Annotated in this window: 23 protein-coding genes; 7 read left to right on the forward strand and 16 right to left on the reverse strand. The window is 36.7% G+C overall.

The window, feature by feature from the left end; translation table 11 throughout:
* Nucleotides 1–258: 258 nt before the first annotated feature.
* Nucleotides 259–1,479 (reverse strand): 2-oxoglutarate dehydrogenase complex dihydrolipoyllysine-residue succinyltransferase, encoded by a 1,221-nt coding sequence (gene odhB, locus B8977_RS07495; RefSeq protein WP_185116600.1) that lies wholly within the window; start codon nt 1,477–1,479, stop codon nt 259–261.
* A 27-nt stretch (nt 1,480–1,506) separates the two neighbouring features.
* Entirely contained in the window at nt 1,507–4,251 is a 2,745-nt protein-coding gene (locus B8977_RS07500) for a 2-oxoglutarate dehydrogenase E1 component (protein WP_084017079.1), read from the reverse strand.
* Between the two features lie 297 nt (nt 4,252–4,548).
* Between B8977_RS07500 and B8977_RS07505 the strand changes: the two genes are divergently transcribed.
* A complete protein-coding gene (locus B8977_RS07505) occupies nt 4,549–5,778 on the forward strand; it encodes an isocitrate dehydrogenase (NADP(+)) (protein WP_084017080.1) in 1,230 nt (409 codons plus the stop codon).
* Nucleotides 5,779–5,872: 94 nt separating this feature from the next.
* On the opposite strand, the gene B8977_RS07510 is transcribed toward B8977_RS07505, so the two are convergent.
* Entirely contained in the window at nt 5,873–6,493 is a 621-nt protein-coding gene (locus B8977_RS07510) for a hypothetical protein (RefSeq protein WP_084017081.1), read from the reverse strand.
* Nucleotides 6,494–6,647: 154 nt separating this feature from the next.
* Here B8977_RS07510 and B8977_RS07515 point away from each other — a divergent pair, with 154 nt between their 5' ends.
* Nucleotides 6,648–7,730 carry a DUF3810 domain-containing protein gene (locus B8977_RS07515; protein ID WP_084017082.1) on the forward strand — a complete coding sequence of 361 codons (1,083 nt, stop codon included), beginning with the start codon at nt 6,648–6,650 and terminating at the stop codon, nt 7,728–7,730.
* Here the strand turns inward: B8977_RS07515 and B8977_RS07520 are convergent.
* The 6 genes from B8977_RS07520 to hemW form a co-directional block, all read right to left on the reverse strand.
* Nucleotides 7,727–8,650 (reverse strand): hypothetical protein, encoded by a 924-nt coding sequence (locus B8977_RS07520; RefSeq protein ID WP_084017083.1) that lies wholly within the window; start codon nt 8,648–8,650, stop codon nt 7,727–7,729. The two genes, B8977_RS07515 and B8977_RS07520, sit on opposite strands and share 4 nt — an antisense overlap.
* 57 nt (nt 8,651–8,707) lie before the next feature.
* Nucleotides 8,708–9,949: an ornithine--oxo-acid transaminase gene (gene rocD, locus B8977_RS07525; protein WP_084017084.1), complete on the reverse strand. Its 1,242-nt coding sequence runs from the start codon at nt 9,947–9,949 to the stop codon at nt 8,708–8,710.
* A 53-nt stretch (nt 9,950–10,002) separates the two neighbouring features.
* Entirely contained in the window at nt 10,003–10,797 is a 795-nt protein-coding gene (murI, locus tag B8977_RS07530; RefSeq protein WP_084017085.1) for a glutamate racemase, read from the reverse strand.
* A gap of 150 nt (nt 10,798–10,947) precedes the next feature.
* Entirely contained in the window at nt 10,948–11,190 is a 243-nt protein-coding gene (locus tag B8977_RS07535) for a hypothetical protein (RefSeq protein ID WP_084017086.1), read from the reverse strand.
* Nucleotides 11,187–11,981, reverse strand: coding sequence for an alpha/beta hydrolase (locus B8977_RS07540; RefSeq protein ID WP_084017087.1), 795 nt, complete (start codon nt 11,979–11,981; stop codon nt 11,187–11,189). Before B8977_RS07540 ends, B8977_RS07535 begins: the two co-directional genes overlap by 4 nt.
* Before the next feature lie 174 nt (nt 11,982–12,155).
* Nucleotides 12,156–13,280 carry a radical SAM family heme chaperone HemW gene (gene hemW / locus B8977_RS07545; RefSeq protein WP_084017088.1) on the reverse strand — a complete coding sequence of 375 codons (1,125 nt, stop codon included), beginning with the start codon at nt 13,278–13,280 and terminating at the stop codon, nt 12,156–12,158.
* A 293-nt stretch (nt 13,281–13,573) separates the two neighbouring features.
* Between hemW and B8977_RS07550 the strand changes: the two genes are divergently transcribed.
* Nucleotides 13,574–15,727, forward strand: a complete 2,154-nt coding sequence (locus B8977_RS07550) for a S46 family peptidase (RefSeq protein ID WP_084017089.1) — start codon at nt 13,574–13,576, stop codon at nt 15,725–15,727.
* A 107-nt stretch (nt 15,728–15,834) separates the two neighbouring features.
* On the opposite strand, the gene B8977_RS07555 is transcribed toward B8977_RS07550, so the two are convergent.
* The 4 genes from B8977_RS07555 to B8977_RS07570 all read right to left on the reverse strand — a co-directional run bounded on the left by B8977_RS07555 (nt 15,835) and on the right by B8977_RS07570 (nt 19,173).
* On the reverse strand, nt 15,835–17,064 hold the full coding sequence (locus B8977_RS07555; protein ID WP_084017090.1) for an MFS transporter: 1,230 nt from the start codon (nt 17,062–17,064) through the stop codon (nt 15,835–15,837).
* Nucleotides 17,065–17,246: 182 nt separating this feature from the next.
* Nucleotides 17,247–17,807, reverse strand: coding sequence for a dihydrofolate reductase family protein (locus B8977_RS07560; RefSeq protein WP_185116601.1), 561 nt, complete (start codon nt 17,805–17,807; stop codon nt 17,247–17,249).
* Between the two features lie 56 nt (nt 17,808–17,863).
* On the reverse strand, nt 17,864–18,364 hold the full coding sequence (locus B8977_RS07565) for a MepB family protein (protein WP_245828483.1): 501 nt from the start codon (nt 18,362–18,364) through the stop codon (nt 17,864–17,866).
* A gap of 20 nt (nt 18,365–18,384) precedes the next feature.
* Nucleotides 18,385–19,173: a PhzF family phenazine biosynthesis protein gene (locus B8977_RS07570; RefSeq protein WP_084017092.1), complete on the reverse strand. Its 789-nt coding sequence runs from the start codon at nt 19,171–19,173 to the stop codon at nt 18,385–18,387.
* Nucleotides 19,174–19,628: 455 nt separating this feature from the next.
* Between B8977_RS07570 and kdsA the strand changes: the two genes are divergently transcribed.
* Nucleotides 19,629–20,438, forward strand: a complete 810-nt coding sequence (gene kdsA / locus B8977_RS07575) for a 3-deoxy-8-phosphooctulonate synthase (protein ID WP_084017093.1) — start codon at nt 19,629–19,631, stop codon at nt 20,436–20,438.
* Nucleotides 20,439–20,844: 406 nt separating this feature from the next.
* Here kdsA and hemF read toward each other — a convergent pair whose 3' ends face one another.
* Nucleotides 20,845–21,747 (reverse strand): oxygen-dependent coproporphyrinogen oxidase, encoded by a 903-nt coding sequence (gene hemF, locus B8977_RS07585; RefSeq protein ID WP_084017095.1) that lies wholly within the window; start codon nt 21,745–21,747, stop codon nt 20,845–20,847.
* 197 nt (nt 21,748–21,944) lie between these two features.
* Between hemF and hpt the strand changes: the two genes are divergently transcribed.
* From hpt to B8977_RS07600, 3 genes are read left to right on the forward strand one after another with little or no spacing between them, the layout of a single operon-like run.
* Nucleotides 21,945–22,487, forward strand: a complete 543-nt coding sequence (gene hpt / locus B8977_RS07590; protein WP_084017203.1) for a hypoxanthine phosphoribosyltransferase — start codon at nt 21,945–21,947, stop codon at nt 22,485–22,487.
* Nucleotides 22,484–23,062 carry an adenylate kinase gene (locus B8977_RS07595; protein ID WP_084017096.1) on the forward strand — a complete coding sequence of 193 codons (579 nt, stop codon included), beginning with the start codon at nt 22,484–22,486 and terminating at the stop codon, nt 23,060–23,062. The genes hpt and B8977_RS07595 overlap by 4 nt, the downstream gene beginning before the upstream one ends.
* Nucleotides 23,063–23,068: 6 nt before the next feature.
* Entirely contained in the window at nt 23,069–23,932 is an 864-nt protein-coding gene (locus B8977_RS07600) for a methyltransferase domain-containing protein (protein ID WP_245828484.1), read from the forward strand.
* Nucleotides 23,933–23,934: 2 nt separating this feature from the next.
* On the opposite strand, the gene B8977_RS07605 is transcribed toward B8977_RS07600, so the two are convergent.
* A complete protein-coding gene (locus B8977_RS07605) occupies nt 23,935–24,312 on the reverse strand; it encodes a hypothetical protein (protein ID WP_084017097.1) in 378 nt (125 codons plus the stop codon).
* A gap of 56 nt (nt 24,313–24,368) precedes the next feature.
* On the reverse strand, nt 24,369–25,574 hold the full coding sequence (locus tag B8977_RS07610; RefSeq protein WP_084017098.1) for an alanine dehydrogenase: 1,206 nt from the start codon (nt 25,572–25,574) through the stop codon (nt 24,369–24,371).
* Nucleotide 25,575 lies beyond the last annotated feature (1 nt).

The following is a 25,575-nucleotide window of genomic DNA, read 5'->3' on the forward strand; positions in this document are numbered from 1 at the left end:
TCTGTGGATTTTTGTTTTGAAAGAATTGATTTGCTTTTGACTGGATATTTGGTAGGTGTGGGATGTTGGAGGTTTGCCCGCGGCCGTGATGTGCAGGGCTTGGTGTGCCGCCTTACCAAGTTGTCTTTTTGGAGGCGGCATACGGAACCCCGTAGCAGCGCGATAAGCCGCCCTCTTTCAATATTTAATGTATTTATCAAAAGAAAAAATGGACACTTTCTGAGTGTCCATTTTCTATTATTTTAACTTGGAATTGGATTACAGTTCTAATGCTTTTCTTGCATTTCCATCCAACAATAAGTTCAATGGATCTTCCAAACCTTCTTTTACAGCTACCAAAAATCCAACTGACTCGCGTCCGTCGATGATTCTGTGGTCGTAAGAAAGTGCGATGTACATCATCGGGTGGATTTCAACCTGACCGTTTACGGCGATTGGACGCTCTATGATATTATGCATTCCCAAGATACCTGATTGAGGCGGGTTGATGATAGGCGTGCTCAACATAGACCCGAAAACTCCACCGTTTGAAATGGTAAAAGTACCTCCGGTCATTTCGTCTACTGTGATTTGTCCGTCACGTGCACGCAAAGCCAATCTTTTGATTTCGTTTTCAATTCCTCTGAAACTCAATGTTTCTGCATTTCTCATTACCGGAACCATCAAACCTTTTGGTCCTGAAACTGCAACTGAAATGTCACAGAAATTGTAAGCTACTTTGTAGTCTCCGTCGATCATTGAATTCACATCCGGATACATTTGCAACGCGCGTACAACAGCTTTGGTAAAGAAAGACATAAACCCTAATCCAACACCGTGTTTATTTTTAAATTCTTCTTTGAATTCGTTTCTAATTTCATTGATAGGCTTCATGGTTGCTTCGTTGAAAGTAGTCAACATAGCTGTTTCATTTTTAGCCGCAACCAACCTTTCTGCTACTTTTCTGCGCAACATAGAAAGTTTAGTTCTTTCAGAGCCTCTGTTTCCTCCGGTTGGAGTTCCCATTGCAGCTACTTGAGCTGTGTTGGCGTCATCTTTGGTGATGCGTCCGTCTTTTCCGCTTCCGGTTACTTGCGCAGCATCGATTCCTTTTTCGTCCAAAATTTTCTTGGCAGCAGGAGAAGGCGTTCCTGAAGCATAAGTTGCAGGTTTTGCTTCTTCTTTTTTAGGTTCTTCCGCTTTTGGAGCTTCTTTGGCTTCTTCCTTTTTTTCTTCAGCAGGTGCAGCACCATCAGGTTTTGCAGCAGAAGTATCAATTAAACAAACTACTTGTCCAACCGCAACCGTATCACCTTCTTCAGCTTTCAACGTAATGATTCCGCTTTCTTCAGCAGGTAATTCAAGTGTGGCTTTGTCTGAATCTACTTCAGCGATTGCCTGATCTTTTTCTACATAATCACCGTCCTGTACAAGCCAGCTTGCAATTTCAACTTCTGTGATTGATTCTCCCGGTGAAGGGACTTTCATTTCTAATACCATAATGTGTTCAGTATTTTGGTTGCTAATTTATTCAAAAACTTTGTTAATTGTATTATTGTGTATGTGGTGGAATTTTTGGTGTGAACCGGTTGCAGGCGAAGCCGCTTCTCTAGGAGAAATGATTTCGAACTGAACTTCTCTGAATTTTCTCAAAAGATAAGTCCATGCACCCATGTTTTCAGGTTCTTCCTGTGCCCAAATTAATTGTTTTTTGTTGGAATATTTTCCTATAATTGAATTGATTTTTTCTTTGTCTAATGGATATAGCTGCTCCAAACGAACCAAAGCTACATTTTCTGCGTTCAATTCTTCTTTCTTTTTCAAAAGATCATAATAGAATTTACCCTGGCAGAAAACTACTTTTTCAACTTTGGAAGCATCTGCGCTTGCATCGTCGATAACTGTTTGGAATTCACCATTCGCCAATTCATCTAAACTTGAAACCACCAAAGGATGACGCAACAAACTTTTTGGCGTGAAAACCACCAAAGGTTTACGGTATTTTGCTTTCAATTGTCTTCTCAATAAATGATAGAAATTGGCCGGTGTTGTACAGTTCGCCGAAATCATATTGGCTTGTGCGCTTAACTGTAAAAATCTTTCCATACGTGCAGAAGAGTGCTCAGCTCCCTGACCTTCATAACCGTGAGGTAACAACATTACCAATCCGTTCTGGATTTTCCATTTGTCCTCTGCAGCGGAAATGTATTGGTCAATTACGATTTGTGCGCCGTTGGCGAAATCTCCAAACTGTGCTTCCCACAAAGTAAGAGTATTTGGCGTTGCCATCGCATAACCATAATCAAATCCTAGAACCGCATACTCAGAAAGATGTGAATTGTAAACGGTATATTCACCTTGTTCTTCAGAAATATGGTTGAGTAAAATTACTTCTTCTTCCGTTGCTTCTGTTTTCAAAACAGCATGGCGGTGAGAGAAAGTTCCTCTTTCCACATCTTCACCCGAAAGACGGACATCGTGACCTTCTTCCAAAAGTGAACCGTAAGCCAGCATTTCAGCCATTCCCCAATCTAGTTTATTGTCGGCAACCATTTGTTTGCGTTGTTCCAATAAACGTTCGATTTTTTTGATGAATTTTTTTCCTACCGGAATGGTTGTAATAGTACTGGTGATTTGTTCTAATTTCTCTTTCGGATACTTTGTATCGACAGGTTTCAGTACTTCCGCTTCATTTGCAATTTCAAATCCTTCCCATCTTTGTGGCATGAAAGGGTCTAAAGTGTTCTTTTCAATTTCTTTAGATGCATCAAAATTTTCATCTAATAATTGTTTGAATTCTTTTTCTTTCTTCGCTAAAATTTCATTTCCTAAAACACCTTCTTTTTCCAAGTGCTGTCTGTAGATTTCTCTTGGATTCGGATGTTTAGCGATTAAACTATACAATTGAGGCTGAGTGAAACGAGGTTCGTCACCTTCGTTGTGCCCATATTTTCTGTAACCTAATAAATCGATGAAAACGTCTTGTCCGTAACGCATGCGGAAATCCGCAGCAAAATTCAAAGCATGAACAACCGCTTCAGCATCATCTGCATTTACATGTAAAACGGGTGAAAGTGTCGTTTTGGCAACATCTGTACAATAAGTACTCGAACGTGCATCTAAATAATTGGTTGTAAATCCAACTTGATTGTTTACAACAATGTGAACTGTTCCTCCGGTTTTGTACCCATCCAGACTCATCATCTGAACGACTTCATAAACAATTCCTTGTCCAGCAACTGCAGCGTCTCCGTGAATCAAAATCGGGAAAACTTTGCTGTAATCTTTTGCGTAATCATTGTCAGCTTTTGCTCTGACAATTCCTTCCACAATCGCATCTACTGTTTCAAGGTGCGATGGGTTGGGAGCGAGGTTGATTTTTACTTTTTTGCCGGAATGAGATTCCACTTCGGTCGAAGAACCTAAATGGTATTTCACGTCACCTGCAAAAATATCATCTACGAATTCTTTTCCTTCAAATTCGCTGAATATCTGTGTGTATGATTTTTTGAAAACATTTGCCAAAACGTTCAAACGTCCGCGGTGCGCCATTCCGATTACGAATTCTTCAACTCCAGCGTCAGAAGCTCTGTTGATAACCGCATCCAAAGCAGGAATCAATGTTTCGTTTCCTTCTAGAGAGAAACGTTTTTGTCCTACAAATTTGGTATGCAGGAAATTTTCAAAAGCAACAGCTTCATTTAATTTCAATAAGATTCTTTCTTTTTCTTCCACGCTCAACTGGGGATGGTTCCAGTTGTTGTTGAGCCAGTTTTGAATCCACTCTCTCTTTTCAGGGTCGCGGATGTACATATATTCAATCCCGATGGAATCACAATAAATCTTTTCAAGATGTTCGATGATGTTGCGCAAAGTGGCTCCTTCACCTATTTTCAGGATTTTACCTGCATCGAAAAAAGTATCTAAATCACTTTCAGACAAACCAAAATTTGTTAGGTCAAGTGTTGGGGTATATTGTCTTCTTTCTCTTACCGGATTGGTTTTGGTAAATAAATGCCCACGTGTTCTGTAACCGTCAATCAAGTTGATTACTTTGAATTCTTTCTGAACTTGTTCAGGAATTTGCGCTGTGGCAGCATTGGCTTGTTCGCCCTCGAGCGAATGACCGTTGTAAGATGAATTTCCAAAGTCAAATCCTTGAAAAAAAGCTTTCCAACTAGGTTCTATGCTGTCTGGATATTGTTTGTACTGGTCGTACAAGTCGCTGATATATTCGGAATGTATAGCGTTTAAGAATGAAAATTTCTCCATTATAACTAACTCTTATTGAGAATTGGCTTACAAATTTAAGGCATTTTATAGGTTTAAAAAAACTTGTCAGTAGTTTATTTTTATTTAGGTTAATTTTATGATAAGGATTCAGATGTTAGTTTGTTTTATTCCTATTTATTAAATTAATTATTTAATAAATTTTCATTAAACTATGATGAATAGTGAGGAATCTGTAAAATCTGTTAAGAATCATTTTTCCAAATTTTTGCCAACCCAACTAATTTGCTATTTTTGTGAACTTTATAATTTTAAAATAATAGAATACAATTTTACATAATGGAAAAAATTAAAGTAATAAACCCCGTTGTAGATTTGGACGGAGACGAAATGACTAGAATCATTTGGCAATTCATCAAAGACAAATTGATACTTCCTTATCTTGAAATCGACATCAAATATTACGATTTAGGAATGGAAAATCGCGATGCAACAAATGACCAGGTTACCATTGATGCGGCGGAGGCTATCAAAAAATATAATGTTGGAATCAAATGTGCAACCATTACTCCTGATGAGCAGCGCGTTGAGGAATTTGGTTTAAAAAAAATGTGGAAATCTCCAAACGGAACCATCCGTAATATCGTGGGAGGAACTGTTTTCCGTGAGCCAATCATTATGAAAAATGTACCTCGTTATGTTCAGGGTTGGACGAAGCCGATTGTAATCGGTCGTCATGCTTTTGGAGACCAGTACAAAGCGACTGATACCGTTATCAAAGGAAAAGGAAAATTGACCATGAGTTTCGTTCCGGAAGATGGAGGAGAAGCACAGACTTGGGAAGTTTACGATTTCAAAGGAGACGGTGTTGCGATGTCTATGTACAACACAGATGAGTCTATCTACGGATTTGCTCATTCGTCTTTCCAAATGGCTTTGACTAAAAAATGGCCACTTTATCTTTCTACAAAAAATACAATTTTGAAAGCTTATGATGGAAGATTCAAAGATATTTTTCAGGAAGTTTTTGAACAAAATTATAAAGCTCAGTTTGAAGAAATAGGAATCACCTACGAACACCGTTTAATCGATGATATGGTTGCTGCGGCAATGAAGTGGAACGGAGGTTTTGTTTGGGCTTGTAAAAATTATGATGGTGACGTTCAGTCAGATACCGTTGCACAAGGATTTGGTTCTTTAGGATTGATGGCGTCTGTATTGGTTACGCCTGATGGAAAAACAGTTGAAGCTGAAGCTGCACACGGAACGGTTACACGTCACTACCGTCAACACCAACAAGGAAAAGAAACTTCAACTAACCCAATAGCATCTATTTTTGCGTGGACAAGAGGTTTGGCACACAGAGGGAAATTGGATGAAAACCAAGAATTGATTCACTTCGCCGAAACTTTGGAGAAAGTTTGTATCGATGTGGTTGAAGGAGGTAAAATGACCAAAGATTTAGCAATGCTTGTTTATGGTGATGCGATGACTTCTGATAATTATTTGAATACTCAGGATTTCTTAAATGCAATTGATTCTGCATTGAAATCAGCATTGAATAAATAATTAATTCATTTTATATAAATTGAAAAACCCACCAGTAAGGTGGGTTTCGTTTTTATAGGTATTCAGGTTAAGGTATTAAACCTGATACAATAGGTTAAGGCAAAGATATAAATTCTTTGAATACCTTTATGTCTTTGACATCATATTGTTGTGTTTGAGGATTTAATTCTCCCAATAATAAATATGGATAGTATCTTCCTGCTGGCAATGGTGTTTCTATTTTAAGTTCAGAGATAAAAGATTGACTTTCCTTTTTTCCTTGGGCTGCAATTGTTTCTATGTCACTTGTCAAAAATTCAGTTCCAATCAAATCAGGCTTTTGTAAATCGAACTCTTTATCTGCAAAATAAACCATGATTCTTAAATTATTGGATGGCTTATCAGTTAGATTTTTCATCGTCCCTCCAGTAACTACAATTTCCTTTTTAGCCAAATTTAAATCAACCTTCCATATTCCTTCAAAGGCAAGAGCTTGTCCAAATCCTGAATTTTCAGCGACTGATTTCACACTATATACATGAGTGGTATCTTTTACAACGATCTCTTTTCCTTCAGCTAAAGCAACTTCAGCCTCAGATTTTTGAGCAGCCACTTCTTTTTCTTGAATTGCTGTGGCAGCATTTTCTTTCTTTACCTGTTCTGGTTTCAAAGGTTTTTCCTGTGCGTTCAGTACTAAAGGTGTTACAAATAACGCTGCTAAAATAATTTGTTTCATAATTTTAATTTTTTAACTTTTCAGATACCATAAAGACAATTACTATTCCATTCATAACTTAAAGAAATGTTAAAAATTACACCAATTTGTTAAACCAAATTATAAATTGAAAAGTGTGTGTGGAATTTATAGATTTGTAAAAGATGTAAATTTTATGCTGAAATTAGAAAAACCGTTTTACCATTTTTTATTATTTGCAGTCACTTTTTTATTTATTAGGATAATCGCTGTTTATACTAGTTTTGCCGACGTTATTTTTCCGGGGATAAATTATTTTTTTGCAAAAATCGGAAGTAAATTTTCTTCAATTTTTCCATTTTCTTTGGGAGACGTTTTTTATTCCATTTTAGGATTAATGATCATCATTTTTATTGTTAAAATAATAATTGCCGTTATTAGGAAAAATTGGTTAAAAATCAAAAAAATGATTTCAATTTTATTTATCGGCTTGACAATTATTATTCTGATTTTTCATTTTTTCTGGGGATTTAATTATTATAAAACACCTATAAAAGAATATTACAATTCCGAAAAAATCAATACAGAAGAATTGAAAAGACTGGCTGAATTTTATTTAAAGAAATCCATTGAAACAAGAGAATTTGTCTATGAAAATCAAGAAGGAGTTTTTACAGTTTCTCTTACTCCCGAAGAATTAAATGAAAATATTTTGATTTCTTCCTCTAATTTAAAAAAATACAACGAACTACAATTGGAGAGAATTACTAAACCCAATCTCAAAAAATCCCTTTATAGTGAAGGCTTCAGCTATATGGGTGTTTTAGGATACTATAATCCTTTCACTGCTGAAGCGCAATACAATTCCAAAATGCCTGACACAAAACTGCTTTTTACGAAATTTCATGAAGTTGCTCACCAATGGGGATTTGCCGCAGAGAGCGAAGCTAATTTCGTGGGTTTTTTAATCGGGGTTCAAAGTGAAAATAAAGAATTTAATTATGTCTCTAATTATAAAGCGCTGAGAAGTCTGTTGAACAAAATCATTTGGGAAGACCCGATTTACGTTCAAATAATGCTAACTGCTTATTCCACTAAAATGAAAAAAGACAGAGAGTACGAATTGCTCATTCAGGAAAAATACCTGCACAGCGCTGACGATACTTTTTCAATGCTCAATGAGGCCTACTTACAACTCAACAACCAAGATGGGTTAGAATCTTATGGTCAATTTGTGGAGCTGTTGGTTGGTTATCATAGAAAACATAACCTTCCTTAGAAGGTTATGGGATTCTTAAATGTTTTTGAATTTACAACTATTTGGTTTCCAGAATCATCTAATTCTGATACAGTGAGTAATAAATAATATGTTCCTGATGGAGGAATGGCTCTTAAGTTCGTTTTTATGCTTGCACCTATCAACTTTTTAGCATTTTCAATTGGATCCAATGGAACCATAGCTATTTGTATTCCTTCAAAATTACTAGAAAATACTGTTTGATTGTCCTTGGTCAAAAATACATCTAAAACAATTTTTCCTGTGTTCTCCGATTTATTGTTTGCCATGTCGCCTCCGATGATCTTCACCATGAAGTTTTTGAAATCGATTTCAATTTTCCATTCATTTTCAAGAGAGATACTATTGTCAGATTTGATAGTCAATTTTGTAGGTTTACTTAAATCAGTAACGCCAGACATATCTGTTCTAGAAGTATTGTTTGGAGTTTTATTAATTTCAGTATTGTCAACTTCCTTTTTGGGTTGAAGTTTACCGTTTTTAATTATAATTTGACTTCGTAATTGAGTCAAATCTTTTACTCCTCCGTTTACATCAGTTAACACTAAAATCTGATAATAAATACCATCTTCAGGAACTTGTTTGATACGGTTTTGCAGGGAGATTCCCGAAATAGAAGCATTTCTATTTAAAGAATTGACAGGGTTCTTTGCTATCAAAATCCCATATGAATCAGGATTTGATACATCATAAGGGTTTTGAGATAAATAAAAATCTAAGCTTAATTTTTTTGTGGATTTGTTTAAGTGATTTGAAACACTTCCGTTAGATAATCTCAATTCATTTCCGTCAAGGTTAACTACTGACATCCAGTTTTTTGAAACTGAAACTTCTTTGCCTAGTTCTTGAGCATTGATAAAGCTAAGTAAAATCAATGCAAGCGCTGATAATGCTTTTTTCATGTTTGGTGGTTGTTTAAAGGTTTTGGTTTTTTAACTGTGTAAATGTAAGAAAAGTATTTATTCTTTAAAATTCTTAAATGTTTTCTTTAAAATATTTAATGCTAAATTTAATTCTTCTTGATTCATAACCAATGGTGGGGCGAATCTGATAATGTTACCGTGTGTAGGTTTTGCCAGTAAGCCGTTTTCCATTAATTCAACACATAAATCCCATGCTGTCGAACTTTCAGGTGTATCATTGATAAGAATTGCGTTCAACAATCCTTTTCCTCGCACGGCTTTCAGGAAATCAAATTCTGCAATCATTTTTTCAATTTCGCTTCTAAAAATTTTTCCTAATTCTTCGGAATTTTCTGCTAATTTTTCATCTAAAACTACTTGTAGAGCTTCCAAAGCAACTGCACAAGCCAATGGATTTCCGCCGTAAGTAGAACCATGTTGTCCCGGTTTGATGACGTTCATGACATCGTCGTTTGCAAAAACTGCAGATACAGGATAAACTCCGCCAGACAATGCTTTTCCTAAAATCAACATATCAGGTTTGATGTTTTCATGGTCGATTGCCAGCATTTTTCCTGTGCGTGCAATTCCGGTTTGGATTTCGTCTGCTATGAAAAGAATGTTGTTTTCTTTACAGATTTCACGGCAAGCGGATAGATATCCTTCAGAAGGAACATTTACTCCGGCTTCACCTTGGATAGGTTCTACTAAAAAACCGCAAATGGTATCTTTATTTTCTTTAGCAATTTTTCTGAATGCTTCGATATCGTTGTAATCAACGCTTAAAAATCCGGTTGTATAGGGATTGAAATTGTTTCTTGCATCTTCGTCATTGGAGAAAGAAATAATAGTCGTCGTGCGTCCGTGGAAGTTTCCGTTGCAAACTACAATTTGCGCTTTTCCGGATTCGATTCCTTTCTTTTCGTAACCCCATTTTCTGGAGATTTTGATAGCTGTTTCAACAGCTTCGGCACCTGTATTCATCGGAAGAACTTTGTCGAATCCGAATAATTTGGTTACGAATTCTTCGTATTTTCCTAACTCTGAATTGTAAAATGCACGGGAAGTCAAAGTCATTTTTTCTGCCTGAGTTTTCAAAGCTTCAATGATTCTCGGATGACTGTGTCCTTGGTTAACCGCAGAGTAAGCAGAAAGAAAGTCAAAGTATTTTTTACCTTCGACATCATAAACATAAACACCTTCTCCTCTTTCTAAAACAACCGGAAGCGGATGGTAATTGTGGGCGCCATATTTTTCTTCTAACTGAATTAATTCCTTTGAATTTAAAACCTCTTGCATTTCGTGAAAATTTTTGCCAAAGGTAACAAATTTATAAGAGTTATAGCTTTTGATTAAAGCTGTTTCTGTTCGAGCGTGATGGATTTTCCGAAAAAATGTTTGGCGAGTTTGGCGAAGTTTTCTGTGTAGTCTGAAAGATAGAAATGATAATTGGGTTCTGTGGAATCTGTCATCAGATTTAATTTTCTCATTTCGTGAATCAAATGATTGACGACAATCAAAGGTGAATCAACGACTTTTACTCGTCCTTGGAAAACTGCTTGTACTTCTTTTTCAATCAATGGATAATGTGTGCAGCCTAAAATAATGGTATCAATGTCTTCAAATTTCTTATTGGAGAGGTATAATTCCATTGCGTATTTAGAAACCTGAGTGTTTCGGAAGCCTTCTTCGATGATGGGAACTAATAAGGGAGTTGCGAGTTCGATAACCTTTAAATGGCGGTTGTATTTGCGGATGTATTTTTTGTAAGCGTGGGAATTGACGGTGGCTTTGGTGGCGATGACTCCGATTTTCTGGTTGAGTTCGTAGGCTACTTTTTTGGCGACAGGTGAAATCACGTCAATGACTAAAACGTCTCCGGCTGCTTCGCGGATTTCATCAATTGAATTGGAAGTAGCGGAGTTGCAGGCCACGACTATTGCTTTGCAATCTTGCTCTACCAAAAACCTGGTGATGGCGGTTGTGAATTTTGTGATGGATTCTTTGGATTTTTCTCCGTAGGGCAGGTGTTGGGTGTCACCAAAATAAATGATGCTTTCGTTGGGGAGCAGTCGTTTTATTTCTTTGGCTACTGTGAGTCCGCCTACTCCGGAATCGAATACGCCAATGGGTCTGTTGTCATTCATCTGGCAAATGTATTTTAAAAAGTATAATTGTACAAAGTATAAAGTATATTGGGAAAAGTAGTTGGAAATTAAGGATTTTCTGCAAATGATAATTCGGATACACTATTTTTAGTCAAATTAATAACCAAACCACCGTCGCAAATTTCTCCATCAAACATTTTTAATCTTTAATTTCCCTTTGAAAGTTTCATTTTTATAATAATCTCTGATTCTGTCTTGTATAGTTGAAGTAAATGAAAAAATAGACTCTTTAAATATCAAAAATTGGTTTTGAATATAATCTATTGAATTAATTGATTTTCCTGAACGCAATAAGAATGGAGATTCTTTTTTACATGAAATAACGATAAAACTTATGACCAGTAATAGTGAAAAATATACTAGTGTTTTCATAAAATCAATTTCAATTTGCTTAAAAACAGTGGATGTTCATTGACGGCGTTGTGTCCGAAGTTTTCGAGGGTGGTGTATTCGTCTTTTTCTTTGAGGTGTTCTTTGAGCTTGATGGAGTTGTGGTAGCTGATGACCAAATCGCTGTCGCCGTGAAATATGTAAACGGGGCATTTGGTTTTGGAGATATTTTGGGCGTTTTCAAATTTGTATTTGAGCAAAGATGTAGGGGTAAAGGGAACCCTCATTTTCATAATTTCGGTGAGGTTGTAATAAGGCGATTGCAGAATGAGTAATTTCGGGTTGTTGGTGCTTGCTAGGTGGGAAGCCGTTCCGGTGCCGACGGAATAACCGACCATGATGATTTGGTTTTCGTCAAATGATGCTTTCAGAAAATCGTATCCCAATTGAGCGTCTTCGTAAAAGTGTTTTTCGTTGTGGATCTGGCCTTCGCTTTTGCCGAATCCTCTGTAATCGATCATCAGAATATTATATCCTAAATCGAGGTAAGCACCTGCCACATCACCCCAGCCGCTCAAATCTCCTGAATTTCCGTGTAAATAATAGACAACGCCTTTGGGATTTTCTACTTCAAAATAAAGACTGTGAATTTTGGTGCTGTCGGATGCGGTGAAATAGATTTCTTTGAACGGGTGTGGGAAATCGTATTTGAAATCTTTGGGAACTTTGGTAGGATGAAATATGAATTTTTCCTGATTGAAATAGAGTAGAATGCAAATAAGGAGGTAAATTCCTATTAATACCAATATGATTTGGAGGATGAGTTTAGGCATTTTCTTAATTTAAGAATTCAGATTTTAGATTTGACTTGGTTGAAACTTCGTTGTCAAAATTCAACATTTTATTTTAAATCAGCAAAAAACTAATCTGCCGTTATTGGTAAGAATTGAGGTTTTTTTTAATAATAATTGGTAATAGTGCCGATACCGGGATCAAAATGAATTTCATCAAACCCGAAACAAATTGGAAGCAATTCCGTCTGCGAGGAATTTTCCTTTTTCGGTCAAAGTCAAAAGGTTTTCTTTTTGCTGGATTAATTTTTCATTTAAATAGGGTTGAATTTCATTTATCAAATCATCATAAAATTCTTTCGGAAAATATTTTTGAATTTTGATTAAATCAATTCCATAAAGCGTACGAAGGCCTATCATCATCATTTCGTTGAAACGTTCATTTTCTGAGAGGATTTCAACTTCGTTAGGGATATTATTTTCTTTTAAATTTTTGATGTAAATGGCATTGTTGGCAATGTTCCAGCTTCGGTTTTTACCATCAAATGAATGTGCGGAAGGTCCGACTCCCAGATAGGATTTGCCCTTCCAATAATTGCTGTTGTGCTGTGAGAAAAACCCTTCTTTTCCGAAATTTGAAATTTCATATTGGATGAAATTATTTTCAGTCAAAGTTTCGCAAAGCATTTTGAAATGACGTTCCTGTTTGGTTTCATCGACATCTTCTATTTTTCCTTTTTCTATCTCGAAATCTAAAACTGTTTTGGGTTCGATAGTTAAAGCATAAGATGAAATATGGGGAACATTTAAGCTTAAAGCAATTTCCAGATTCTTTTGCCACATATCATCAGAAGTCGTTTGTCCGCCGTAAATCAAATCAATTGTGATGTTTTTAAAACCGTGTTCCTGTGCTATTTTTACGCTTTTGATGGCTTCGTTGGAATTGTGTGCACGGTTCATCAATTTTAAATCTTCATCAAAAAAAGACTGGATACCGATGCTGAATCTATTAATTGGGAGAGATTTGAATTCTTTGATTTTGGGTTCCGTTAAATCATCGGGATTGGTTTCGATGGTGATTTCCGAATGAGATTTAACATTGTAATTTTTATAAATGGAATTAAAAATCAAATCCAATTCAAATTGATTTAATAGGGAAGGCGTTCCGCCACCGAAATAAATGGTTTCAACGGGTTCTGAAATTTCATTTTTCCTTAAAACCAATTCATTTATTATCATTTCCACCAGTTCTGATTTGGAATTGAGATTGGTTGAAAAGTGAAAATCACAATAACTGCAACGTTGTTTACAAAAAGGAATATGGATGTAAATCCCTGCCATGGCGCAAATGTACTTAGAACTGTTTAAATTTTAACGAAATGAGTATTCTTTCCGTTAGTTTAACTTATCCTTTTTTATGTCCTTTTCCACGTACTTTCCTCCCATAACTTTCAATTTAGCCCGATAAATTTTCAAATTTCGGTAGAAAAACCCATCTAAAAATTACTATAAAAAATTCGGATATAAAATTTAAACAGTTCTTGCTTTGAATTTGAGTACTTTGAAAAATCGCAGTATGTTTGTAACGAAACGTATAAAAAACAAACAAATACATAGTTAAATATTAGAATTATATGAAAAAACTCATCGTTTTGATTACAGGTATCACATTTTTGCTTTCGCCTTTCAAGGTAAAAGCTGACGAAGGAATGTGGTTCCTGATGTTCATCGGTAAAAACATCGATGACATGCAGAAAAAAGGATTAAAACTATCTGCAGAAGAAATTTACAGCATCAACAACAGCAGCTTGAAAGACGCTATCGTTCAGTTTGGCGGAGGTTGTACGGCTGAAATTATTTCTTCAACAGGTTTGGTTTTGACAAACCATCACTGTGGATATGGCAACATTGCAGAACTTTCTACACCTGAAAATGACCATTTGACAAATGGATTTTGGGCTTCTGATTATTCAAAAGAATTAAAACCAAAAAACTTAAAAGTTAGATTTTTTGTTAGAATGGACGATGTTTCCAAAAGAATTTTAGGAAAAGTAAACGATAAAATGACTGAAGATGAACGCATGGCTGCCATCAATCAGGAAATCGCAAAAATCGAACAGGAAAACAATGAAGGTGGAAAATATGTAGTTTCTGTTCGTTCTTTCTTTGAAGGAAATGAATATTACTATTTCGTTTACCAAGACTTTCAGGATGTACGTTTGGTAGGAACTCCTCCGGACATGATCGGTCGATTTGGTGGTGATACTGATAACTGGGAATGGCCTCGCCACACGGGAGATTTCTCATTGTTCAGAGTTTATACAGACAAAAACGGAAACCCTGCTGATTATTCTACAAGCAATGTTCCGATGAAACCAAAGCATCATTTACCGGTAAGTTTGGCTGGATACAAAGACGGAGATTTCTCTATGATCTTGGGGTATCCGGGAAGAACGAATCGTTGGATGCCTGCCGGAGGAGTAGAGCAAAACATCAATTTTGCTTATCCGGCTTGGGTTGAAGGTTCAAAATTGGGAATGGATGTATTGAAAAAATACATGGACAAAGACCAGAAAGTAAAATTGGATTATGCTTCTAAATATGCAGGTTTGGCAAATTACTGGAAAAACCGTGCAGGTATGATCGACGCTTTGAAACAACACAAAACAGTTGATTCAAAAAGAAAAACCGAAAAAGATTTTACAAAATGGGCTCAGAGGGGAGACAAAAAAGCGAAATATGGTGATGCAGTTGAAATCATCAACAATTATTATTCTAAAACAAATGAAACAGCTCGTCATGACAACTATTTGATGACGATGTTACGTTCAAGTACTTTCGCTGCGCTTCCTGCTAATTTAGGTAAAACATTGGAGCAATATGCTTCTGAAAATGCAGCTAAAAGAGCAGAAATGAGACCTGGAATTGAGGAAATGATCAATGGAATTTTCGAAGGTGCTTACATGCCTTTGGAAGAAGATATGTTGGCTTCTCAATTGAATTTATATTATACGAAAGCTGCTAAAGGCGGTTTGGCTCCTTATGTAAAAGAGCTTGGAGGTAAATTGAACGGAAACTTCAAAGACTATGTCAACAAAACTTTCGCAACAAGTATTTTCACTAAAAAAGACCAATTGTTGAAATATTTGGACAATCCGGTTGCAGCAACTATCCAAGGTGATGAATTGTACAAATTGTCAGGTGATTTGATGACGCGTTACAGAGCTGAAACTGCTGAAGAAAAAGCATTGGCTGACGCTTACCAGAAATCTTTCCGTTTATTGGTGGAAGGTTTGAGAGAGTCAGGTTTGAGTCCGATCGAATATCCGGATGCAAACAGTACATTGCGTTTGACTTATGGTAAAGTGGTTGACTTGCCTTTGGGTAAAAAAGTAAACGATGCGAAATTCAATTACTTCACAACTTTGAAAGGAACTATCGCGAAACATAAAAAAGGTGATGATGAATTTGATGCACCTCAGAAATTGATTGATTTGTATAACAAAAAAGACTATGGTCAATATGCTGATAAAAGCGGTGAGTTGTGGGTAAATTTCTTGACTGACCATGACATTACAGGAGGAAACTCAGGTTCGCCTGTATTGAACGGAAAAGGAGAATTGATCGGTTTGGCATTTGACGGAAACATCGAAGCGATGGCTGGTGACGTAATCTTCGACCCTAAATTACAAAGAACGATTTCTGTTGACATCCGTTACGTACTTTTCGTTATCGATAAATATGCGGGAGCGAAAAATATCATTGATGAATTGACTTTGGTGAAATAATTTTATTTCTCAAATAAAAAATAGAATCCCGCTCAATTAGCGGGATTTTTTATTATTAATTCAAATTAAATGTCTTGAATCTTGTGTCCTAAATCTGCACTCATAACTCACAACTCAGAACTTTTAACTCCCAATCTTTTTATCTCCGGAATCAAAAACGAAACAATTCCAATCAAGGTAATCGCACTCCCTAAAATCAGAAAAGTCAATGCCAGCCCCAAATAATCAGCCAAAAATCCCGTAAATAAAAGACCTAAAATAGAAGGCAATACCGCAACACTGAAAAACATCGAAAAGACTCTTCCTAATTTTGCAGGATTAATTTTTTCCTGAACGATGGCTGTAAAACAAGCATTGTAAACTGAAAAAGAAATTCCTTCTAATGCAGTTAAAATAACAAACAATACATATCCTTCTTTTGGTAAGATTCCCGAAAATGCCAATGCCAATCCAAGTAAAATATAAGTCGCATTTACCGCAAGCGCTTTGTTGTATTCCAATTTGATTAATCCCAGCAGAGCGCCGCCAATAAGCATTCCCACACCCCATGCAGCTTCCACAATGCTCATCTGAAATTCATTTCCTCCAAAATGTTTCAGCGTCATCAATGGAAAAATAACCGCAATCGGCATGATGCAAAACGTAACCAAAATCGAAAACAGAAAAAGCATCCGCAGACCTTTTTCCTTTGTGGCTTCTACAAAACCATCTTTCATTTCTCTGAATACCTGTTTGATTCCGTTAGAAACCCGTTCTGCCTTTTCAGGATTCGGAATTTTTACAAGTAGGAGAGACGTTACCGCAATCAATGCACCCGCCGCATCAAACAGCAAAACATAACTGATATCCATCATCCCGATGAACAAGGCTCCCAATGCCGGACCCGCAATCGTGGAAACCGACATAATCGCTTGATTTACTCCTGCAACTCTTACAAGTTCGGATTCCGGAGCGAGCAACGGAACCGACGCTTGCATCGCCGGCATGTGAAATGCCGTTCCCACCGAACGAAGCGCCAGCAAAACATAGATGTACCAAAGTTCTTCACTTCCCAGATAAAACAGAATGGAAATGATTCCTGTACAAACCGCAATAAATAAATCTGCAAAAATCATTGTCTTTTTCCTATCCCAGCGGTCAATGAAAACCCCTGCAAAAAATCCCAATATCGATTGTGGTAAAAGCCCTGCAATTGCCGCAAAAGCCAGCACTTCTGCAGATTCTGTTTCGATACTCATCCAGATGATGAGCGCAAAACCCACCATCGAACTGCTCAATATCGAAAACAATTGCCCCGTCCAGATGATGGCAAACGTCTTTTTCCAATTATTTTTCATGAAATAAAAATATAAAAACAGTCAATGACTGTGATGTTAATAATAGATGAAATGTTCGGCAACAGCCGAAACTAAAAGTAAAGGATGAAATCCTCGTTTAGAAAGAATTTCTGTCTCTGTAAGGGATGAAATATAATGGGAAGAAATACATCGTAGTCATATTTGATGGCAAAGATAAAAATTTATTCAATTCCGGAAATCGGTTCATAAATCAACTGGACAACACCCGATTTGAAAACATTTGTATCGATTAATTTCAGATTAATTCGTTCTTTTAAATCCTCAAACAACGGTTTTCCGCTTCCCAAAACTACAGGATGCACGGAAATTCTGTAAACATCAATTGCATTTGACTGTATGAAAGTTTTAATGAGACTTGCTCCGCCATAAAGCCAGATATTTTTGCCGCCTTCTTGTTTGATTTCAGCGATTTTTTCTTCAAAATTTGAATTGATAAAAACCGCTCTGTCATCTTCTCTTTTTTGACTTGAGAAGACGTATTTATTTTTAGAATGAACCGCATCCCAAAGCTTTTGTTCGGCTTCGCTTGCATCCGCTTCCGGAACATAATTTCCCCAGCTGTCATAGCTCACTCTCCCATAAAAAATAGTATCTATGCCCGAAAGAAAACCGTTGAAATCCATATCTTCATCCATGATGCACCAATCGATTTCTCCGTTTTTACCTTCTATAAATCCGTCAAGACTGACAGCCAAATCCAGGATGATTTTCTTTTCTGACATATTTTTCATTTTAAAAAAAGGAATCTTCAAAATTAAAATAATGCGGGAAATAATGCTCAGAAATTTGAATTAAATATTAAATCAAACTTCCGTTTATTTTCATTCTCACCCAATTTGATGAAATATTCACCCTGCCAGCTTTTCGTTTTATCTGCTTGTTTACTTTCAGGCAAGTCCCATTCCGCATACAATCTGAGACCTCTTTTTCCTTTTTTTTGAGAATTAGTCAAAATATTATGCTTTCCTAAAACTTCTTTCGGAAACAGGAAAAATCCAAAACTTTTATCATTTTCCAATGCTACGATGTAATAATCAAAATCATCTTCTACATCAAAAGGTTCCGTCTGTCCCGCAGTATTCCTTTTCCAAAGCGTAACGAACTGCCCGATTTTCTTAGGAGTTTTTTTTGCTTTTCGGTATTTTACATTTTTGTTATCCAATAGGAAATTATAACCCTCATATTCTTCGCATTCAGTATCTTTATTCAAATTTGAAATCAGAATTTCAGAGGGTCTCAAAAAGAAATTCTCAAATCGGATTAATTCTTCAGTCATCATTCTTTTAAATGAAAATTCTGTTAGTCCACATAAATCTCCCCCTTCATATACAACTTTGCCTTTCCGCTGATTTCTACACGATTGCCCAAAATCCTGCATTTCAAATCTCCCTTTCGTGACGAGAGCTGCTTTGCAGTCAGTTCATCTTTTCCCAACTCCACTGCCCAATAAGGTGTAAGCGTAGTATGCGCAGAGCCCGTTACAGGATCTTCATCTATGCCCGATTGCGGAGCAAAAAAGCGTGATACAAAATCCACTTCATTTCCCTTTGCAGTGACGATTACACCGCGCCCGTCCAATTGAGAAATTGATTCAAGAGCCGGCACCAGTCCCTTTACTTCCGCCTCATTTTCAAAGACTAGCATATAATCAGTTTTGCCCTTGTATGCAGCCTGGGGACGCTCCTCAAAACAACGCAGCAATTCCGCCGACAAATCCACAGTTCCAAACACATCTGCAGGGAAATTCAATGTCAGCAAATCCCCGCTTCGCGCTACTGTCAGTGCACCGCTTCGCGGCGAATGAAACAGAACCGTATCTCCCTCATGATTTTCAAGCGTAAGCAAAACATAAGCCGCCGCCAGCGTCGCATGCCCACAAAGATCAACCTCAACTGTCGGCGTAAACCATCGGATCTCGTACTCATCCCGATTATTCACATAAAAAGCAGTTTCCGCGAGGTTGTTTTCCATTGCTATCTTCTGAAGCAAAGTATCATCCAGCCATTCATTCAAAGGACAAACCGCCGCAGGATTCCCGCCGAAAATTTCATCTGTAAAAGCGTCTATTTGGTATATTTTGAGGTTCATTTTTTATTATTTTAAATATTTATCAAACAGTTTTACAGCAGCGGTTTTACATCCTCATATTTATAATCCTCATTAAATCCCAGCCCCGGATTCAGATGTGTACCGCCTTTGCTTGCACATAGCATATATTTCGCAACGCCCATCTCCGCCGAAACAGGAGAAAACTCCGTCTGCACGCTGTTACTGGGTGTTATTTTGAGTTTTTTAAAGCTTTTATTTCTAAATTATTAGATAAATTGATTTTTATTCAAATTCAATTATTTCTTTTTAACCTTTATGATATTTTTCTCCAACCTGAATTGAGATTTAAATGTTAATCAGAAAACTAAAATACAAAAATTAATACACCATCCAACAAACCCAACTGCCAGACCTTTCATCCCAATACCAAACAACGGTTAACCAAAAACCAGAGCCCCACCACCATCAACCAATAAAATTCTTAACTTAGCACCATGATACAGAACTTAGCAAAAATAAAACACAAAGATTCTCCCAACTTCTTTCTCATCGCAGGTCCATGCGCCATCGAAAACGAAGATACACCACGCAGAATCGCCGAAAAAGTTTTAAAGCTCACAGACGAATTAAATATTCCTTACATATTCAAAGGCTCATTCCGAAAAGCAAACCGTTCCCGTATCGATAGCTTCTCAGGAATCGGTGATGAAAAAGCACTCAAAATCATCCAGCAGATAGGAGAGGAGTTTGATTTGCCTACAACTACAGATATTCATGAACCCTTCCACGCAGAAATGGCAGCCGCTTATGTAGATGTTTTACAAATCCCAGCATTTCTGGTAAGACAAACCGATTTAGTTGTTGCTGCAGCTAAAACCGGCAAACATGTTACTCTCAAAAAAGGACAATTCCTTTCACCCGAAAGCATGAAATTCCCTGTAGAAAAAGTAACCGACTCAGGAAATCCAAACGTTGCCATCATCGAACGCGGAACCATGCTCGGTTACGGCGATTTGGTGGTAGATTACCGCGGAATTCCAGTGATGCAGAAATATGCACCCGTTATTTTGGACATTACTCATTCATTACAGCAACCCAACCAAGCAAGCGGTGTCACAGGTGGAAAACCCGAACTCATCGAAACTATAGCCAAAGCCGGAATCGCAGTAGGAGCAGATGGAATCTTCATCGAAACACATCCCGACCCAGCCCACGCCAAAAGCGATGGAGCCAATATGCTTCAATTGGATTTGTTAGAAGATTTATTGAAAAAATTAGTAAGAGTTAGGGAAGCGATTCTTTAATTTGAAGATGAGTTTAAGTGGTAAAATAATTTTTTCATTTTTTTTACTATTACAAATTCTTGTTACAGTAATATCTACAATAATTTATCTTATAGAAGGAGAATTACATTTCTTAATGAATCTTTACGCAGGAGGTATTTCTTTTATATTGAGTATAATTTTATTGATTTTGATGAATTTCTTCTATTATCCTAAAACAATGCTGCCTATTATTTTAGTTGCCTTTTTGATTTCTTTAGTAGTATTCTTTCCTTTTTTAATTAAAGATTTTAGTTGGGAAACCAGAAAGAACACATCTCTTATTTTGAGTTTAATTTGTATTCTTCAATTAATTTTATGGTTTAGATTTTTGTTTATAAAAAGAGAAAATCATTCATAATTTAAAAATCAACACTTAAATAATAAATCAAACCCATTCCCTCGGATGCATCAAAACTTCAACGAGTTTTGCTTCTTCTGTTCCGGCTTCCGGATGATGATTGTAATGCCATTGAACACGGGGAGGTAAACTCATCAAGATAGATTCAATTCGTCCGTTGGTTTTTAATCCAAATAAAGTTCCGCGGTCGTGAATTAAATTAAATTCCACATAACGACCACGACGGATTTCCTGCCACTTACGGTTTTCATCTGTGTAAGTTTCACCTTTGTGCTTTTCCACAATCGGAACATAAGATTTCAAAAATGAATTGCCAACCGCCGTCACAAAGTCAAACCAATTTTCAGCAGACATTTCCTCGTTCGGCTTTAAATAATCAAAGAACAAACCGCCGATTCCACGCGCTTCATGTCTATGTGTATTCCAGAAATAAGCGTCACATTCCTTTTTGTATTTCAGATAAAATTCTGGCGAATGTTCATCACAAACCCTTTTACAGATGCTGTGCCAATGCTTGCAATCCTCTTCATCTAGGAAATATGGAGTCAAATCTTGCCCTCCGCCAAACCATTGGTCTGTTACGTTACCGTTTTCATCATACATTTCAAAATACCGCCAGTTAGCATGCGTAGTAGGAATTTTCGGATTGGTCGGGTGAAGTACTAAACTGAGTCCGCACGCGAAAAATTTTCCTGAAGCAACATTCAGCGTTTTCTGCATCGTATCCGGTAAATCGCCATGCACTTTCGAAATGTTTACACCGCCTTTTTCAAATACGTCTCCGTCTTCGATAACCATCGTCAATCCGCCACCGCCTTCTTCACGCGTCCATTCGTCTTTTTGGAATTGGGCTTTGCCGTCAACACGTTCTATTTCTCTTGTGATTTTGATTTGAAGTTGTTCGATGTAATTGAAAAAACGGTTTTTCATTTTGATGAAATTTGAATCAAATGTAAAAGGTTAAATTCAGAATTAATATGATTTTTGAAAGGAATCATAATTCAAATTGATTTTAAATGAGTATCAAAACCATTTATTTTCCAATTACAAGCTTTTCAAATTTTCAAATCGTAAAAAAAATGTTTAGTTTTGACGCTTCATTAAATTTTATGGACGAATCATACCTTATGCACGAGATCAAAATTCACGATAAAGTATTTATTCCTTACATCACATTCGAAGAAATCGACTATGCAATCAAACGCATGGCCAATACAATTTATGAAGAACATAAAAATGATGTTCCTGTCTTTGTAGGGGTTTTGAATGGTGTTGTAATGTTTATGAGTGATTTCCTCAAAAGATATCCGGGAGAGTGTGAAATTTCATTTTTGAAATTGAAATCTTATGAAGGAACGGAATCTACCGGAAAAGTTGAAATCGTAATGGACATCCCGATGGATTTGACCGGAAGACATGTCATCATCATGGAAGACATCATCGACACGGGAAATACTTTACAGGAATTGTACAGGATCCTGGATACAAAAAATACAAAAAGCATCAAAATCGCGACTTTGCTTTATAAGCCTGAAGCTTACAAGAAAAATTTAAATATCGATTTGATTGCATTAACTATACCTGATAAATTTGTGGTAGGTTACGGTCTTGACTACGATGGTCTTGGACGAAATCTTCCCGATATTTATCAAATTAAAACAGAAGAATGATCAACATAGTGTTATTTGGCCCTCCGGGCAGTGGAAAAGGAACTCAAGCAAAATTTTTAGAAGAAAAATTTAATCTGAAACAACTTTCCACAGGTGATATGTTTCGTTACAATATGAAAAACGATACGGAACTTGGACAGCTTGCGAAGTCTTACATCAACAAAGGACTTTTGGTTCCGGATGAAGTTACCACAGATATGTTGAGACAGGAATTGAAATTGCACACTGGTTTTGCAGGTTACATTTTTGACGGTTATCCGAGAACTATTTCCCAGGCTGAATCATTGGATCAGATTTTAAAAGAAGATTTAAACGACGAGGTTTCCGTAACGCTTTCCTTGAAAGTTGAAGATGAAATTTTGGTTCAACGCCTTTTGGAAAGAGGAAAAGAAAGCGGACGTGCCGACGATGCCAACGAAGCTGTAATCCGTGACAGAATCACCGAATATTACACCAAAACAGACGAAGTTGCTGAGCATTACAAAGCTCAGAATAAATATGCCGAAATAAATGGTGTAGGCGAAATTTCTGAAATTACTTCGAAATTGATTCAAGAAGTTGAGAAAGTTATTTAATTCCTTATGAAAAAAACGAACGGTCTGCGTAATATTTGGTATAATCATCTGTCTTCAGAACAGAGATATTTTATCAGGAAAATGTATTACCTGCCTATAGATTTGAAGGATAAACTTACAGGTAAATCACACAAATACGTGCCGCCACGCGGATATATCTACACAGGAAGTCCTGCTAGCGGAGAAAAATATTACAAACAAGGTCAGCATCAAATTCGTTTGATGCAAAATTATATTGATTTAAATTCAAACGACTCCGTATTGGACATAGGAAGCGGAGTTGGAAGAAGTGCCATGGTTTTGACAGAACTTCTCGATAAAAATTCACGTTATGAAGGTTTTGATGTAGTTCAGAAAGGCGTAGATTGGTGCAATAAGAAAATTAAAAAAGATTTCCCGAATTTTAATTTCACTTATGTGCCTTTGTTCAATGATCTTTATAATAAAGAAAAGAACGATGCATCACAATTTATTTTTCCTTACCAAGCTGCATCTTTTGATAAAACATTTTCATTTTCGGTTTTTACCCACATGAAGATGAATGAAATAGAACATTATTTTACAGAAATGAACCGCGTGATGAAACCTAATGGATTGTCATTGCATACTTTTTTTCTGTACGATGAAAATGATGCGGAGCGAATCAGTAAACTTGAAAATTTTAATTTTCCTGTCGATAGGGGAAATTACAAATTGATGAGTGATAAGGTTGAATCTGCCAACATTGCAATTCACAAAGAAGAGCTTCATAAAATGGCAGAACGTTCCGGTTTGGAAATTGTTTCAATCATTGATGGATTTTGGAAAGGTCCAAAAAAGGAAAATTCTCAAAATGATTACCAAGACACCGTTGTCTTTAAAAAGAAATAAAATTAATTCACTTTCTTCAACTCTGTAATCACGGTTTTCTTTTTGCAAATTTCATAAACCAAATCATAAGACTTTGCTTCACGGTATTCTGCACGGTAAACTCTGCAAGGTGTTGCGCGAACTTCTTCAGTTCCGAAATTGGTGATTTTACTTTTCTTCAAAATTTCATTGAATAAAAATACACTGTCTATTTTATCAGCATCAACTGTTGCAGCAGCACTTTCAGAAAAAGTTATCGGATAAATTTTGGCTTCTTCCAATGCACGGGAATTTGGGAAATAAGAACATTGCACAGCCTTAGGACCGAAAAATACAAGTACAATGCACAATCCCAATGAAGCGCCAATCATGTAAAAACGTAATCTTTTCCAAAAAGTCATTTGTTTATTTTTTATTTTTAATAATCTGTGGTAAAATGTTTTAGGATGAAATTAATTTATACAATCAATAAATTAATGTCGTGAAACGGCAATCCAAACCAATCGCTCAATTTCTTTTTTGTCAGTCTTCCTTGGTATAAATAAATTCCGGAACGCAACCCTCGGTCGCATTTGATGACATGTTCAAATCCGCCTTCTTTTGCAATTGACAATAAATAGGGGAGAAAAAAATTGCTCAAAGCTTTGGTGGAAGTTCTTGATACACGAGAAGTTACGTTGGTTACACCGTAATGAATTACGCCATGTTTTATTACAACAGGTTTGTCGTGGGTTGTAATTTCAGAAGTCTCAAAACAGCCGCCATTGTCAATGCTTAAATCAATAATCACGGCACCATTTTTCATGTTTTCAACCATTTTTTCTGTTACCACGCAAGGACTGCGGTCATCGCCGCGAAGTGCGCCAATTGCGACATCACAACGTTTCAATGATTTACTCAATTCTTTCGGATCCAACATCGAAGTTGAAACTCGAACGCCTAAATCTGTTTGTAATCTTCGTAATCTGCTGAGTGAATTGTCAAAAACCCTTACGTTTGCCCCTAATCCCAAAGCGGCACGTGAAGCATATTCGCCAACCGTTCCGCCTCCTAAAATTACAATTTCTGCAGGGCGGACGCCGGCAATTCCTCCCATCAAAATTCCGTTTCCACCGTTGGTATTGACCATCAGCTCACTTGCCAATAAAATAGAAGTTGTTCCTGCAATTTCACTTAACAGGCGAACTACAGGTAAATATCCATGGCTATCTTTGATGAATTCAAAACCTAAAGCGGTAATTTTTTTGGCTGATAATTTCTCAAAATAAGAACGCGTCTGCATATTGATTTGAACCGTTGAAACCAAATAAGAATTAGGTTTTAACCATTCGATTTCTGTCTGGGTAAGCGGTCCGACTTTTACGATAATCGGTTTGGAAAAAACTTCCTGCGAATTGTACGAAATATGCGCACCCGCTTCTGAATATTCCTGATCAGAATAATTAGCACCATCACCCGCACCCGTTTCTACCGTGATTTCATGGCCATTTGCCACCAAAACCTGTACCGCATCCGGCGATAAACAAACGCGTCTTTCTTGGTAATGCGTTTCTTTCGGAATTCCGATGCTCAATTTGCCATCTTTATGGATAACTTCCAGACGCTCTTCTTTGGGCATCAGTTCCTGACGGGTAAAAGGTGTGTAAATTCCGCTGTTTTCCATC

This window comes from Moheibacter sediminis (assembly GCF_900176425.1).
GTDB lineage: Bacteria > Bacteroidota > Bacteroidia > Flavobacteriales > Weeksellaceae > Moheibacter > Moheibacter sediminis.

Bases quoted from the DNA above. Each gene is read 5' to 3' on its own strand.
- B8977_RS07605 (WP_084017097.1), bottom strand. From the start codon at position 24,312: ATGACTTTTTGGAAAAGATTACGTTTTTACATGATTGGCGCTTCATTG.
- B8977_RS07515 (WP_084017082.1), top strand. From the start codon at position 6,648: ATGCTGAAATTAGAAAAACCGTTTTACCATTTTTTATTATTTGCAGTC.
- B8977_RS07510 (WP_084017081.1), bottom strand. From the start codon at position 6,493: ATGAAACAAATTATTTTAGCAGCGTTATTTGTAACACCTTTAGTACTG.
- B8977_RS07610 (WP_084017098.1), bottom strand. From the start codon at position 25,574: ATGGAAAACAGCGGAATTTACACACCTTTTACCCGTCAGGAACTGATG.
- B8977_RS07565 (WP_245828483.1), bottom strand. From the start codon at position 18,364: ATGATGACTGAAGAATTAATCCGATTTGAGAATTTCTTTTTGAGACCC.
- B8977_RS07595 (WP_084017096.1), top strand. From the start codon at position 22,484: ATGATCAACATAGTGTTATTTGGCCCTCCGGGCAGTGGAAAAGGAACT.
- hpt (WP_084017203.1), top strand. From the start codon at position 21,945: ATGCACGAGATCAAAATTCACGATAAAGTATTTATTCCTTACATCACA.
- murI (WP_084017085.1), bottom strand. From the start codon at position 10,797: ATGAATGACAACAGACCCATTGGCGTATTCGATTCCGGAGTAGGCGGA.
- hemF (WP_084017095.1), bottom strand. From the start codon at position 21,747: ATGAAAAACCGTTTTTTCAATTACATCGAACAACTTCAAATCAAAATC.
- B8977_RS07600 (WP_245828484.1), top strand. From the start codon at position 23,069: ATGAAAAAAACGAACGGTCTGCGTAATATTTGGTATAATCATCTGTCT.
- B8977_RS07555 (WP_084017090.1), bottom strand. From the start codon at position 17,064: ATGAAAAATAATTGGAAAAAGACGTTTGCCATCATCTGGACGGGGCAA.
- rocD (WP_084017084.1), bottom strand. From the start codon at position 9,949: ATGCAAGAGGTTTTAAATTCAAAGGAATTAATTCAGTTAGAAGAAAAA.
- B8977_RS07570 (WP_084017092.1), bottom strand. From the start codon at position 19,173: ATGAACCTCAAAATATACCAAATAGACGCTTTTACAGATGAAATTTTC.
- B8977_RS07560 (WP_185116601.1), bottom strand. From the start codon at position 17,807: ATGTCAGAAAAGAAAATCATCCTGGATTTGGCTGTCAGTCTTGACGGA.
- odhB (WP_185116600.1), bottom strand. From the start codon at position 1,479: ATGGTATTAGAAATGAAAGTCCCTTCACCGGGAGAATCAATCACAGAA.
- B8977_RS07550 (WP_084017089.1), top strand. From the start codon at position 13,574: ATGAAAAAACTCATCGTTTTGATTACAGGTATCACATTTTTGCTTTCG.
- B8977_RS07520 (WP_084017083.1), bottom strand. From the start codon at position 8,650: ATGAAAAAAGCATTATCAGCGCTTGCATTGATTTTACTTAGCTTTATC.
- B8977_RS07500 (WP_084017079.1), bottom strand. From the start codon at position 4,251: ATGGAGAAATTTTCATTCTTAAACGCTATACATTCCGAATATATCAGC.
- B8977_RS07540 (WP_084017087.1), bottom strand. From the start codon at position 11,981: ATGCCTAAACTCATCCTCCAAATCATATTGGTATTAATAGGAATTTAC.
- B8977_RS07505 (WP_084017080.1), top strand. From the start codon at position 4,549: ATGGAAAAAATTAAAGTAATAAACCCCGTTGTAGATTTGGACGGAGAC.
- B8977_RS07535 (WP_084017086.1), bottom strand. From the start codon at position 11,190: ATGAAAACACTAGTATATTTTTCACTATTACTGGTCATAAGTTTTATC.
- kdsA (WP_084017093.1), top strand. From the start codon at position 19,629: ATGATACAGAACTTAGCAAAAATAAAACACAAAGATTCTCCCAACTTC.
- hemW (WP_084017088.1), bottom strand. From the start codon at position 13,280: ATGGCAGGGATTTACATCCATATTCCTTTTTGTAAACAACGTTGCAGT.